Raw genomic sequence first — 12,375 nt, 5'->3', positions numbered from 1 at the left:
ATGCCCACCGTCCAGCACACCGTCGTCGACAGCCCCTACGACGCCCTGACCCTGGTCGCCGTCGACGGCGTCCTCAGCCGGCTCCACATGACCGGCCAGCGCCACCGACCCGCCGAGGAGACCTTCGGCGAGCCCGACCCGCGCCCCTTCGGCGAGGCGATCCGCCAGCTCGACGCCTACTTCGCCGGTGAACTGACCGAGTTCGAGCTGCCGTTGAAACTGATCGGCACACCGTTCCAGCTGCGGGTGTGGGAGCAGCTGACCCTGATCCCGTACGGCGAGACACGCACCTACGGCGAGCTGGCCGAGGCCCTCGGCAGCCCCGGCGCCGCACGCGCCGTCGGCCTCGCCAACGGCAAGAACCCCGTCGGCATCGTCGTCCCCTGCCACCGGGTGATCGGCTCGGGCGGCTCCCTCACCGGATACGGCGGCGGGCTCGACCGCAAGCAGCGGCTGCTGGACTTCGAGTCGGGTGCCGCGGAGCCGGGCGCGCTGTTCTGAACCACCCCTGCGGGAGGTGTCGGCCCGGGCCGTTAGGGTGCGGTCACATGACCGACCGCGTCCTGGACCTCTTGCGCAGCCGCCCCGATCTGGCCGAACTGGCCGCGTTCCCCTTCAACTTCGACGTGGAGCGGGCCGACCACGTCGAGGCGGTGCACCTGGCGTCCGGCGCGTCGTTGGAGCCGATCGCCGGTGACGACACGGGCGGCACGTACTTCCTGAGCGGCGGCACGGCCGTGCTCTACGCCTCCTCCGAGGGCAGCGCCGTGCTCTTCGCCGACAGCGTCGGCGAGGCGCTGGAGATGCGGATCCGGCTGCCCTGGTGGTGCGAGACCCTCTCCGCCGATCTCGGCGAGGAAGAGCTCCTCGCCGAGATCCGGGCGGCGGACGAGGAGACGCACGAGGGCTTCGCCGCCGAACTGGACTCCCTGCGCGCGCGGTTGATCAGCGGTCTCGGGCTCCCGCGCAGGCCGCTGGCCGAACTCGTCGACCGGTCCGAGTCGGCCGCCCGGCGCACCGAGCCGGACCACCTCCTGCTCAACTCCGTCGAGTTGCGCGCGTACCACCTGCACGAGGCGTACCGGCAGCCCCTGCGTGACACCGTCCTCGCGCCGGGCCGGGAGGCGCTTGAGGGGCTGCGCTCCGGAGACCTCGGCAGGCGACAGGAGGTGGCCGCCGACCCGGTGCTGCGCGCGGGTGTGCTGTGGGCGGCCCGGCACGACCGGAGGGAGGGCGACCTGCCGCTGCTGCGCTTCCTGCTGGAGCGCGAGAACGCGGAGCGGACCGACTGGTACCGGGAGCGGCGGCTGGCCGCGACGCTGGTCGCGGAGCACGGCAGGGCCGAGGACGTGCCGCTCCTGCGGGCGGCCACCCACGGGGAGGTCACCGACAGCGCGGGAGCCGTGGAGTGGGCCCGCGCCGGTACCGCCGAGGACGGCGAGTTCACCTGGATCGAGCTGGCCCGGCGCCAGGGGCGCGTCGAGCACGCCCGCGTCGCCCTGATCCGGATGCTCGACGACACGGGCCCGGACGAGGACCGGCTCCGGGCGCTGAGCCGCGCCCTGGAGAGCCTCGGCGACCACGCGCAGGCGGCCCGCGCCCAGTTCTGCCTCCTCTCGCTCCAGGACACGGTCCGGGGGCGCGCCACGGAGGCGTACGTCCTCGCCCGCCTGGAGCGCCGCAAGGGGGATCTCGCGGCGGCCGGGCGGGCGTTGGAACGGGCCAGGGCGGCGGTCGGCTCCGACGCCACCGAATGGCACCGCCGGCGCGTGACCGGGCTGATCACGGAACAGCACCTGGAGCTGACGCTCGCCGCCGTCGAGGCGGGTGACGCGGAGCTCGCGAAGACCACGATGGCGCACGCGCGAGCCCTCCTGGCGAGGGTCGCCAAGCCGACGGCGAAGGCGCTCGGTCCGCTGTCCGCGCGGGCGAAATGGGCGGTGGCCGGGCTGCCGCGGTAGCGAGGAGCCGGGTCAGGAACCGAGACGGGTCAGCAGGGCCGGCAGCGAGGTCCCGATCGGCTCGCGGACGATCTCGTCGGCGAGCTCGTCGTACCGAGTGGGCTCGGCGTTCACGATGATCAGCCGGGCTCCGTGCTCGGCGGCGACCCCCGCGAGGGAGGCCGCCGGCTGGACCTGGAGGCTCGTACCGACCGCGATGAACACCTCGGTCGCCTTCGCGATCGACATCGCCTCGCCCAGCACCACGGGGTCGAGGCGCTGACCGAACATCACGGTCGCCGACTTCAGGACGCCCCCGCAGCGCAGACACCTCGGGTCGTCCTCGCCCGCCTTCACCCGCTCCAGCGCCCCGGCCATCGACGAGCGGTCGTGGCATCCGGTGCAGACCACCGACCGCGCCGAACCATGGAGTTCGAGGACCTTGCGCTCCGGCACTCCGGCGATCTGGTGCAGCCCGTCGACGTTCTGCGTGATGACCCGCAGCGCGTTCCCGGTCCGCTCGAACGCGGCGACCGCCCGGTGCGCCGCGTTCGGCTCGGCGCGCAGCACCGGCCCGTCGAGACGCATCCGCCACGCCCGGCGCCGGATCTCCGGGTCGGCCATGTAGTGGTCGTACGTGGCGAGCTTCTCGGCCTCCGGATCACGCGTCCACACCCCGTTGGGCCCCCGGTAGTCCGGGATGCCGGAGTCCGTGGAGATCCCTGCCCCGCTGAGAATCGCGACCATGGTCATACCGCGAGCGTAGGCAGGCCGGCGCGCCTCCCGCGAACGGATTTCGGCCGGCCGCCGGCCGCTGGGCGGGGGCTGCCGGGCGCCCGACCCGGGTCGCGGCGACGGCCCCGCGGGCGGCCCCGCCCACGGTCGCGAAGCCGGGTGCCGCCACGCGCCCTCGGATGCCGCACGCGGCCCCGGGTGCCGAGGGCAGCGCCCGGCCCCGCGGCTCCGTCCACGAGGCGCGGCGGCTCCGTCAGCGCGGTGCCCGGCCGTTCTCCAGCTCCGCCGGGCCCCGGCCGGTCGCGAGGACGTCCAGACCGGCGAGGACGCGCAGGCCCAGGCTTCCCTGGAGATGGGCGGTGACCTCGTCCCGGGTGATCAGCTTCCAGGAGAGCAGCTCCTCCTCCTGGAGGCGGATCCCGGCGAAACCCTCGTCCGACAGCACCCCGCCGTCGTACAGATACGCCACGATCGGCGGCCTGTCCGGGCCGTGCGACCAGTCGACCACGAGCAGCGCGCCGAGCTCCACGTCCAGGCCGATCTCCTCGGCCGTCTCGCGGCGCGCCGCCTGGCGGGGCGTCTCGCCCGCGTCGGACTCGATCGTGCCGCCCGGCAGCGCCCACCCCTCGCGGTAGTTCGGCTCGACGATCAGGACGCGTCCCGCCGCGTCCCGGAAGAGCGCGGCCGCGCCGGCGAGGACACGCGGCAGGGTGGCGATGTACGCGGTGTAGTCGGTCGTCGTCATGCCGTCAGCGTAGCCAGCCGCAGCGTCCGCTCGGCCAACTCGCTGATCCGCACCCCGTCGAAGCCGAACACCGCGCTGCGCACCCGGTCCCGCAGCGGTTCCGACCACTGCGGCGGGATCGCGGCGGCCCCGCACATCACCCCGGCCACCGAGCCCGCCGTCGCCCCGTTCGAGTCGGTGTCCAGCCCGCCGCGGACCGTCAGGGCGAGGGTCGTGGTGAAGTCGCCGCCGCCGTACAGCAGCCCGGCCGTCAGCACCGCCGCGTTGGGGACGGTGTGGATCCAGCCCAGGCCGGCGGTCTCCGCCGCGAGTTCGTCGAGGGCGTCGGACCACTCCGTTCCCGACGCGTGCAGGGCGATCGTGTGCCGCACCGTCCGGGCGAGGCGACTGCTCGCCGGGATCCGCTCCAGCGCCGTCTCCAGAGCCCCGCGCGCGTCCGGCGCCGTGAAGGCGGCGGCGATCAGGGCCGCCGCCCAGACCGCGCCGTACACCCCGTTGCCGGTGTGCGACAGCACCGCGTCCCGCCGGGCCAGGGAGGCGGCCCGGCGGGGGTCGCCCGGGCAGGTCCAGCCGTGGACGTCCGCCCTGATCAGCGCGCCGATCCACTCCTGGTACGGATTGTCGTACGTCGCGGTGAGCGGCGGCTTCAGACCGTTGGCGAGGTTGCGGTAGGCGGTCCGCTCGGCGGTGAAGGTCTGCAGATAGGGCAGGCGCAGCAGCCAGAGTTCGCCCACCTGCTCCGTGGTGAAGCCGAAGCCGTGGGTCTCCAGGAGGTGCAGACCGAGGATCGAGTAGTCGACGTCGTCGTCCCGGCAGCTCCCGTCGATCCGCCCGCGCACGCACCGCGGCCACTCGGGCCGCAGCTCGAACCCCGCGGCCAGGGCGTCCTCCGGCGGTGGCGGCAGGTAGTCGGTGAGCGGGAGCGCGTCCGTGAGCCGCAGGTACCGGTCGATGTGCTCGCGCGTCCAGTGATCGCCGCGCTCGACCGGCTTGCCGAGCATGTTCCCGGCGATCCGTCCCGTCCAGCCGCCGAGGACGCGGTCGGCGAGTTCGTCGTGCGTGAGCGCCATACGTCCGGTGTACCGAATCCCCCGTCGCGGCGCGCGCCGACGCGTCCGGGCGCTCGGATAGCACCCTTATCGTGCGGAATATCGTCTTATCAGGGGGTGGCACGGGGTCGGGGGGTCCGGATAGGGTCGCCTCGGCGCGACTGCACGTTCGAAAGCAAGGGATGCAAGGTGACGGACGGAGCAGTAACTGAGGTCGCACGCGTACTCGTCGCGGCCGACAAGTTCAAGGGCTCGCTCACGGCCGTACAGGTCGCGGAGCGGGTCACAGCAGGTCTGCGACGGGTCGTCCCGGAGCTGGAAGTGGAGACCCTGCCGGTTGCGGACGGCGGCGACGGTACGGTCGCGGCCGCTGTGGCGGCCGGTTTCGAACGCCGTGAGGTCCGGGTCACCGGCCCCGTCGGCGACCCCGTGACGGCGGCGTTCGCGCTGCGCGGCACCACGGCCGTCGTGGAGATGGCGGAGGCATCGGGCCTCCAGCTGCTCCCGACGGGCGTCTTCGCGCCCCTCACGTCGACGACGTACGGCTCCGGAGAGCTGTTGCGCGCCGCGCTGGACGCGGGCGCGACGACGATCGTCTTCGGCGTCGGCGGCAGCGCGACGACGGACGGCGGCGCGGGCATGCTCGCCGCCCTCGGCGCGGTCTTCCTGGACGCGCAGGGCGCGCCGGTGGGCCCGGGGGGAGCGGCGCTGGCATCGCTCGCCTCCGCCGACCTGTCCGGCCTCGACCCGCGCTTCGCCTCGGTGGACCTGATCCTGGCCAGCGACGTCGACAACCCGCTGACCGGCCCGAAGGGCGCCCCGGCCGTGTACGGCCCGCAGAAGGGCGCGTCCCCCGAGGACGTCGAGACCCTGGACGCGGCGCTCGCGCACTTCGTGACCGTCCTGGAGAAGGCGATCGGCCCCAAGGCCGCGGAGTGCGCGGTCGCGCCCGGCGCGGGCGGCGCCGGCGGTATCGGGTACGGGGCGCTCGTCGGCCTCGACGCGAGCTTCCGCCCCGGCATCGAGCTCATGCTCGACGTCCTGGGCTTCGCCCCGGCCCTGGAGCGGGCCACGCTCGTCATCACGGGCGAGGGCTCGCTCGACGAGCAGACCCTGCACGGCAAGGCCCCGGCGGGCGTCGCGGCGGCGGCCCGGGCGGCCGGCAAGGAGGTCGTCGCGGTCTGCGGCCGTCTGGCCCTCGCGCCCGCGACCCTCGGCAATGCCGGCATCCGTCGCGCCTACCCCCTCACGGACCTGGAGCCGGACACCGCGAAGTGCATCGCGAACGCGGGCCCGCTCCTGGAGCAGGTGGCGGCGAACATCGCACGCGACTTCCTCGCGTAGCCGGTGCGGGGGCCGGAGGCCGAAGCCTCCCGCCCCCGCCCCGGGCGGGACACCCGGCGAACGCCGACTCCCCGGAGCCGGCGCCGGGTCGGGCGCCACGGACGAAGCCGCCGTCGTCACAGGGGCCCAGCCCCCGAAACCCCCGCCCCTCACCCCGCCGCCGTCAGGCGGAACGCGTCCAGGGCCAAGGTCATCTCCGTCAGGTCCCGCGGACGGGACAAGGACCTCGACGTCAGCTGTTCCAGGCGGCGCAGCCGGTTGAAGACCGTGTTCCGGTGGCAGTAGAGACGCCCCGCCGCCCGCCCCGCCGAACCCTCGCAGTCCAGCCAGACGTCCAGGGTCTCCAGCAGGACGGCCCGGTCCGCCGGATCCAGCTCCAGCAGCCCGCCCAGCACATCCGTGACCAGCAGCCCCGCCAGCTCCGGCTGACCCACCACCAGCGCCCCGCCCATCCGGCGGTCCAGCCGCACGACCTGGTGGGAACCGGGCGGACACGTCCGCAGCGCCAGCTCCGCGAGGCGCCGCGCCCGGCCCAGCTCCGACAGACCCGCGACCACCGGACTGATCCCGCCGGGCCCCGGGCAGCGCCCCTCCAGGAGCTCCGACAGCGCGTCCAGACCCGTGCCCTCGGCCAGCGACACCACCCCGAACTCGCAGTCCGCCCCCATCCGCCACAGGAACCGCACCCCGGCCCCCTGCACCCGCCGGTGAAACGGTTCCGGCACCTCCCGGCGGTCATGGCGCAGCACCACCACCGCGTACCGCCCGTGCTCCGGCAGGTCCAGGCCCGCCGCCGCCCGTGACGTCACCTCCGGCGACCGCTGCCCCTGAAGCAGGGCGTCCAGGAGCGCCTGGAGCTGCTCGTCCGTGCGGCGCCGCAGCTCCAGCTCCGTCGACCGGTACGCCTCCGACGCCGTGTCCGCCTGCGCGTCCACCGCCGACCACACGATCGTCGCCGACTGCGTCAACGCGGCCAGCCTCGGCGGGAACGACGACGCGTCCTCGATCAGCGCGTCCCACACCAGATGCCCGGCCTGCCGGTAGGCATGCACCAGCAGCTCCACCGGCATCCCCTGCTCGGCGCGCCGCCGCCCCATCTCGTCCGCGTGCTCCAGATCCCGCCGCGGCGAGTCCCGGGGCGCCGAGATCATCTCGATCCCGATCCGCATCGCCTCATGGGCCTCCTGCCAGTGCTGGTCGTACGGCACGATCCGGCCGTACGCCGGCTCGTACGCGTGCAACTCCCTCAGATGCTCGTCCACCAGCTCGGGCAGCCGCTCCAGAAGCGCCGTACACGCCTCCGCCAGCAGCTTCCAGTCATCGCCGGTCCGCGGTCTGCGCCGTCCCATGCCCGGAGGATGCCACCCCGTACCCCTTCCCGACAGGCCCCTGACACGCGGTGTTGTGCGCGTGCACAACCCACTGCCGCGCCCGCTGGTCACCGGCAGCGTTTCGGCCGCCGCACGTGGACGCGCCGCCCCGGGCGGTGTTGGGGTGAGCGCCACTGAACGGGCCCACGGAAGGGGAACCATGGGAGGTACCGCACTCGCCCTCGAGGTGGCGGACCTGTCGGCGGGATACGGACCGGTACGCGCTCTGCGGCAGGTGTCGCTCGCCGTGCCGGAGGGCAGCGTCGTCACCGTCCTCGGCGGCAACGGCGCGGGCAAGTCCACGCTGCTGCGGGCGATCTCGCGCACGCTGCCGTTCCACGGCGGAGCCGTCACCTCCGGCACCGTACGCCTCGGCGGCCGCGCGATCGACGGGCTCGCGCCCGACCGGATCGTGGCCGCCGGGGTCTCCCAGGTGCCGGAAGGCCGTCAGGTCTTCGCCCGGATGACCGTCGAGGACAACCTGCGGGCGGGCGCGCTCGGCGCGGCGGGAGACCGCGCGGCGAAGGCGGCGGCCCTGAAACGGGTCCACGAACTCTTCCCCGTCCTCGCCGAGCGCGCCCACCAGCGCGCCGGACTGCTCTCCGGCGGCGAGCAGCAGATGCTGGCCGTCGGCCGCGCGCTGATGGCCTCGCCCGGACTGCTGCTCCTGGACGAGCCCTCGCTGGGCCTCGCGCCGCTCATGGCCGCCCGGATCGCCGACACCATCCGCGAGATCAACGCCCAGGGCACGGCCGTGCTGCTCGTCGAGCAGAACGCGGCGCTCGCGCTGCGGCTCGCCTCACGGGCGTACGTCCTGGAGGTCGGCGAGGTCACGCTCTCCGGCCCGGCCGCCGAGCTCGCCGCCTCCGACGAGGTCCGCCGCCGCTACCTCGGTGTCGTGGACGAGGACGCCGCCGCCGACGCGGCGGGCGCCGCGGCCACCCACCCGGTCCTGGCCCGCTGGGAGGACGGCCGATGACGTCGCCCGCCCCGCCCCCGGTCCGCCGCACACCGCGCGCCGCAGCCCGCCGTCCGCAGCCGTCCCCCGGGGAGAACCGATGAGCCAGCTGCCGCCTCCCGGCGAGGCGTCCGCCGAGGCGGACCGGACACCCGCCGTGGCCGTCCCCGCCCTCGACGTCCGCGACCTCACCGTCCGCTTCGCCGGGCTCACCGCCCTCGACTCCGTCGGCTTCACCGTCCGCCCCGGCACCGTCCACGCCGTCATCGGCCCCAACGGCGCCGGCAAGTCCACCTGCTTCAACGTGCTCTCCGGGGTCTACCGGGCGACATCGGGCAGTGTCCGGTTCGGCGAGCACGAGCTCACCGCCCTGCCGCCGCACAAGATCGCCGACCTCGGTGTCGCCCGCATCTTCCAGAACCTGGCGCTGCCGCCCCGCGCCACCGTCGAGGACAGCCTGATGCTGGGCCGCCACCGGCTCACCCGGACCGGCTTCGTGGCCGCCGGGCTCCGGCTGCCCGCCGCCGCCCGCGAGGACGCCCGCCACCGCGCCAGGGTCCGTGAGATCGCGGCCTTCGTCGGCCTGGAGAAGCAGCTCGCCCACCCCGCCGGGTCGCTGCCGTACGGGCAGCAGAAGCTGGCCGAGCTGGCCCGCGCCCTCTGCATGGAGCCGAAGCTGCTCCTCCTCGACGAACCCGTCGCCGGCATGACCGCCGACGAGCGGCGCCGGACCGCCGCCGTCATCGCCGGCGTCCGGGACAGCCTCGGGATCTCCATCGTCCTCGTCGAGCACGACATGGGAGTGGTGATGCGCCTCGCCGACGCCGTCACCGTCCTGGACTTCGGCCGTCGCATCGCCGACGGCGCCCCCGGCGACGTACAGAACGACCCGGCGGTCGTCCGCGCCTATCTCGGAGAGGAGACCGCCGAGTGACCACCTTCGCCGAACTCCTGCTCAACGGCGTCTCGTTGGGCTCGATCTACGCCCTCATAGCCCTCGGCTTCGTGGTGATCTTCCGCGCCACCGAAGTCGTCAACTTCGCCCACGCCTCGTTGCTGCTGGCCGGCGGCTACTTCACCGCCGTGCTCCACGACGACATCGGCTTCTGGCCGGCGCTGCTCGTCGGCATCGGTGGCGCGGCCCTGGTCGGCGCGGCCGTCGAGTTCCTCGTGATGCGCCGCTACCGCGGCTCCGACCACAGCGTCCTCGCCATCGTCACCATCGGCGTCGACATCCTGCTGGCCACCGAGCTGACCCGCCGCATCGGTACGGACATCCTCTCGCTCGGCGACCCCTGGGGCGACGCCGTCGTCACCTTCGGGCCGGTCACGATCGCCGAGACCCGGATCGCGGCCTTCCTCGCGGCGGCGCTCCTCATCACCGCCTTCCTCCTCGCCTTCCGATACACCTCCTGGGGGGTCGCGATGCGGGCCGCCGCCGAGAACCAGGAGACCGCGGCCCTGATGGGGATCCGGCTCGGCCGGGTCTCGCTCGGCGCCTGGGCGGTGGCCGGCGGACTCGCCGCCGTCGCCGCCCTCTTCCTCACCGTCTTCCCGACGCCCGGCCTGGAGCGCAGCACCTCGTTCGCCGCGATGAAGGCGTTCCCGGCCGCGATCCTCGGCGGCCTCGACTCCACCACCGGCGCCCTCGTCGGCGGACTCCTCGTCGGCGTCACCGAGTCCCTCGCCACCGGCTACCAGGGCGATCTGACCTTCCTCGGCCGGGGCATCGGCGACCTCGCCCCGTACCTCGTGATGGTCGCGGTGCTGCTGATCCGCCCCGCCGGACTCTTCGGCACGAAGGAGCTGGCCCGTGTCTGACGCGCTTCCCCGCCGTGGCGTCGCCACGCTCGCCCGCCCCCGTGTCTACGGCTGGGCCGCGGCCGGCCTCGTCCTCGCCGCCTTCCCCTTCTACCTGGACCGCTTCTGGCTCCAGGCCGGGCTCTTCGCCATGGCCGCCGCGATCGGCGCCATCGGCATCAACCTGCTGACCGGCGCCACCGGCCAGCTCTCCATGGGCCACGCCTTCTTCCTGGCGGTCGGCGCCTACGGCTACTGCGCCTTCGCCGGCGACGGGAAGGACGACCTCACCGGGTTCGGCCTGCCGGGCTGGCTCGCCGCCGTCCTCGCCGTCGCCCTCGCCGGACTCGCGGGCGGCGTCTTCAGCCCCATCGCGGGCCGGCTGCGCGGCGCGTACCTCGGTATCGCCACCCTCGCGCTGATCTTCATCGGGCAGCACGTCCTCTTCAACGCGCACGACCTGACCGGCGGCTTCAACGGCCGCGCGGTGCCACCTCTCAGCCTCTTCGGGATCACCTTCGACGACAGCGAGCTGCTCGTCGCCCAGGTGCCGTTCGGCGCCGCCGAGAAGCTCTGGTACCTCGGGCTCGTCCTCCTCCTCGCGGGCGCCCTCTTCGCCCGCGGGGTCCTGCGCGGCCGCCCCGGCCGCGCCATGAACGCCATCCGGGACCACCGGATCGCGGCGGGCGTCATGGGCATCCCCGTGGCCCGCTACCGCGCTGCCGTCTTCGTCCTGTCGTCCATGTACGCGGGTCTGGCGGGCGTGCTCCTCGCGCTGGTCTTCCAGCGGACCGTGCCGGAGTACTTCGGCATGCTGCTCTCCCTCGAATACCTGGCCATGATCGTCATCGGCGGTCTCGGCTCGGTCGCCGGCGCGGTGGTCGGAGGGGTCTTCGTCTCCCTCCTGCCGCAGCTCCTCAACCGGTACAGCGACGCGCTGCCCCTGGTCTCCGCCCCCGGGACGGGCGGGATCGCACCGGGGGAGGCCGCTCGCTACCTCTACGGCGCCGCCGTCGTCGCGGTGGTGCTCTTCCTGCCCGGGGGCCTGGTCCGGCTGGCCGCCCGGCGACCCAAGCGAACCGCACGACCCTCGACCTCGCACTCCTCTGGGGAGGAACGATGACCCACCGACGACAGGCGACCAGAACCACGGCCGCCGCACTCGCCACCCTCGTCGCGCTGACCGCCGCCGGCTGCAGTTCCAAGGCCAAGACCGGCGACGACAACGGCACCGGCGCGGGCGGGGTGAAGGCCGGCACGGGCGTCACCGACAAGACCATCGCGCTCGGCGCGCTCACCGACATGACCGGGGTGTACGCCACGCTGGGGAAGAGCGTCACGCAGGCCCAGCAGCTGTACGTGAAGCAGGTCAACGCGGCCGGCGGGATCTGCGGCCGCCAGTTGGAGCTGACGGTCCGTGACCACGGCTACGACCCGCAGAAGGCGCTGTCGGCGTACACCGAGCTGGAGCCGAAGGTGGTCGGCTACACCCAGTTCATCGGCTCCCCGTTCGTCGCCGCCGTGAAGCAGCGCGTCGACGGTCAGGACAAGGGCCTCGTGCTGCCGCAGGCGTGGTCGGCCTCGCTGCTCGGCTCGCCGTACATCCGCGTCCTCGGCTCCACGTACGACGTCGAGACGATCAACGCCGTCGACTTCCTGGTCAAGGAGAAGGGCCTGAAGTCGGGCGACAAGCTCGGCCACGTCTACTTCGAGGGCGACTACGGCGAGAACGCCCTGGCCGGCTCGAAGTACGCGGCGGAGAAGGCGGGCCTGACCGTCGTCGAGCAGAAGATCAAGCCCACCGACAACGACATGTCGGCGCAGGTCGCGGCGCTCAAGCAGGCCGGGGTCAAGGGCATCGTCATCAGCGCGGGCCCGCGCCAGGCCGCCTCGCTGGTCGGTGTCGCGGCGGCGACCAAGCTGCTGGTGCCGATCATCGGCAACAACTCGGCCTTCGCCCCGCAGCTGCTCGGCACGCAGGCCGGTCCCGCGCTGGAGAAGATGTACTGGTTCGCCTCCCCGTCGCTGCCCATCGGCGCGGACACCCCGGCGGCGAAGAAGCTGGTCGCCGACTACAAGGCCGCGTACCCGAGCGACAGCCTCGACAACGGCATCGTCGCCGGATGGACGGCGGCCAGCGTCTTCGGCGAGGCCCTGAAGAAGGCCTGCGACGCCAAGGACCTCACCCGTGAGGGCGTCGACAAGGCGCTGCTGACGCTCAACAGCTACGACGCGGGCTTCGGCAAGCACGACTTCAGCGACCCGAAGGCCCCGTCCTCCCGGGAGTCGGTCATCCTCCAGCCGGACAAGACGGTCCCCGGCGGCATGCGTACGGTCCGCGGGCCGGAGGTCTCGGAGGCGGCGCAGGGCTTCACCCCGAAGGTGGGCTGACCCCGGAACCCCCCGTCGCCCCGCCGCGCATTGCGCGGCGGGG

General features: G+C 73.8%; 12 protein-coding genes. 8 read left to right on the top strand and 4 right to left on the bottom strand.

Annotation, left to right across the window (positions count from 1 at the left end; genetic code table 11):
- The gene (locus tag AB0D99_RS10330; protein WP_362358651.1) at positions 1–501 is read left to right on the top strand and encodes a methylated-DNA--[protein]-cysteine S-methyltransferase; all 501 of its coding nucleotides are present in this window, start codon (positions 1–3) and stop codon (positions 499–501) included.
- 47 nt (positions 502–548) lie between these two features.
- Positions 549–1,961 carry a hypothetical protein gene (locus tag AB0D99_RS10325; RefSeq protein WP_362358649.1) on the top strand — a complete coding sequence of 471 codons (1,413 nt, stop codon included), beginning with the start codon at positions 549–551 and terminating at the stop codon, positions 1,959–1,961.
- A 12-nt stretch (positions 1,962–1,973) separates the two neighbouring features.
- On the opposite strand, the gene AB0D99_RS10320 is transcribed toward AB0D99_RS10325, so the two are convergent.
- The 3 genes from AB0D99_RS10320 to AB0D99_RS10310 all read right to left on the bottom strand — a co-directional run bounded on the left by AB0D99_RS10320 (position 1,974) and on the right by AB0D99_RS10310 (position 4,490).
- The gene (locus tag AB0D99_RS10320) at positions 1,974–2,693 is read right to left on the bottom strand and encodes a Sir2 family NAD-dependent protein deacetylase (protein WP_362358647.1); all 720 of its coding nucleotides are present in this window, start codon (positions 2,691–2,693) and stop codon (positions 1,974–1,976) included.
- A 235-nt stretch (positions 2,694–2,928) separates the two neighbouring features.
- Positions 2,929–3,420 carry an NUDIX hydrolase gene (locus AB0D99_RS10315; RefSeq protein WP_362358645.1) on the bottom strand — a complete coding sequence of 164 codons (492 nt, stop codon included), beginning with the start codon at positions 3,418–3,420 and terminating at the stop codon, positions 2,929–2,931.
- Entirely contained in the window at positions 3,417–4,490 is a 1,074-nt protein-coding gene (locus AB0D99_RS10310; protein ID WP_362358643.1) for an ADP-ribosylglycohydrolase family protein, read from the bottom strand. Before AB0D99_RS10310 ends, AB0D99_RS10315 begins: the two co-directional genes overlap by 4 nt.
- Positions 4,491–4,658: 168 nt before the next feature.
- On the opposite strand from AB0D99_RS10310, the gene AB0D99_RS10305 reads away from it, so the two are divergent.
- Complete coding sequence (locus AB0D99_RS10305) at positions 4,659–5,813, top strand: glycerate kinase (protein WP_362358641.1); 1,155 nt, start codon at positions 4,659–4,661, stop codon at positions 5,811–5,813.
- Positions 5,814–5,962: 149 nt separating this feature from the next.
- Here AB0D99_RS10305 and AB0D99_RS10300 read toward each other — a convergent pair whose 3' ends face one another.
- Positions 5,963–7,162 carry a helix-turn-helix domain-containing protein gene (locus tag AB0D99_RS10300; RefSeq protein WP_362358639.1) on the bottom strand — a complete coding sequence of 400 codons (1,200 nt, stop codon included), beginning with the start codon at positions 7,160–7,162 and terminating at the stop codon, positions 5,963–5,965.
- A gap of 181 nt (positions 7,163–7,343) precedes the next feature.
- Here AB0D99_RS10300 and AB0D99_RS10295 point away from each other — a divergent pair, with 181 nt between their 5' ends.
- The 5 genes from AB0D99_RS10295 to AB0D99_RS10275 all read left to right on the top strand — a co-directional run bounded on the left by AB0D99_RS10295 (position 7,344) and on the right by AB0D99_RS10275 (position 12,332).
- Positions 7,344–8,162: an ABC transporter ATP-binding protein gene (locus AB0D99_RS10295; RefSeq protein WP_362358637.1), complete on the top strand. Its 819-nt coding sequence runs from the start codon at positions 7,344–7,346 to the stop codon at positions 8,160–8,162.
- 79 nt (positions 8,163–8,241) lie between these two features.
- On the top strand, positions 8,242–9,075 hold the full coding sequence (locus AB0D99_RS10290; protein WP_362358635.1) for an ABC transporter ATP-binding protein: 834 nt from the start codon (positions 8,242–8,244) through the stop codon (positions 9,073–9,075).
- Positions 9,072–9,962: a branched-chain amino acid ABC transporter permease gene (locus tag AB0D99_RS10285; RefSeq protein ID WP_362358633.1), complete on the top strand. Its 891-nt coding sequence runs from the start codon at positions 9,072–9,074 to the stop codon at positions 9,960–9,962. The genes AB0D99_RS10290 and AB0D99_RS10285 overlap by 4 nt, the downstream gene beginning before the upstream one ends.
- Complete coding sequence (locus AB0D99_RS10280; RefSeq protein ID WP_362358631.1) at positions 9,955–11,064, top strand: branched-chain amino acid ABC transporter permease; 1,110 nt, start codon at positions 9,955–9,957, stop codon at positions 11,062–11,064. The genes AB0D99_RS10285 and AB0D99_RS10280 overlap by 8 nt, the downstream gene beginning before the upstream one ends.
- The gene (locus AB0D99_RS10275; RefSeq protein ID WP_362358629.1) at positions 11,061–12,332 is read left to right on the top strand and encodes an ABC transporter substrate-binding protein; all 1,272 of its coding nucleotides are present in this window, start codon (positions 11,061–11,063) and stop codon (positions 12,330–12,332) included. Before AB0D99_RS10280 ends, AB0D99_RS10275 begins: the two co-directional genes overlap by 4 nt.
- The last annotated feature ends 43 nt before the right edge of the window (positions 12,333–12,375 follow it).

The organism is Streptomyces sp. NPDC047971, from assembly GCF_040653355.1.
Classification (GTDB): domain Bacteria; phylum Actinomycetota; class Actinomycetes; order Streptomycetales; family Streptomycetaceae; genus Streptomyces.
Note: the sequence above shows the minus strand (reverse complement) of the source record. Positions and strands in the feature narration are given on the sequence as shown.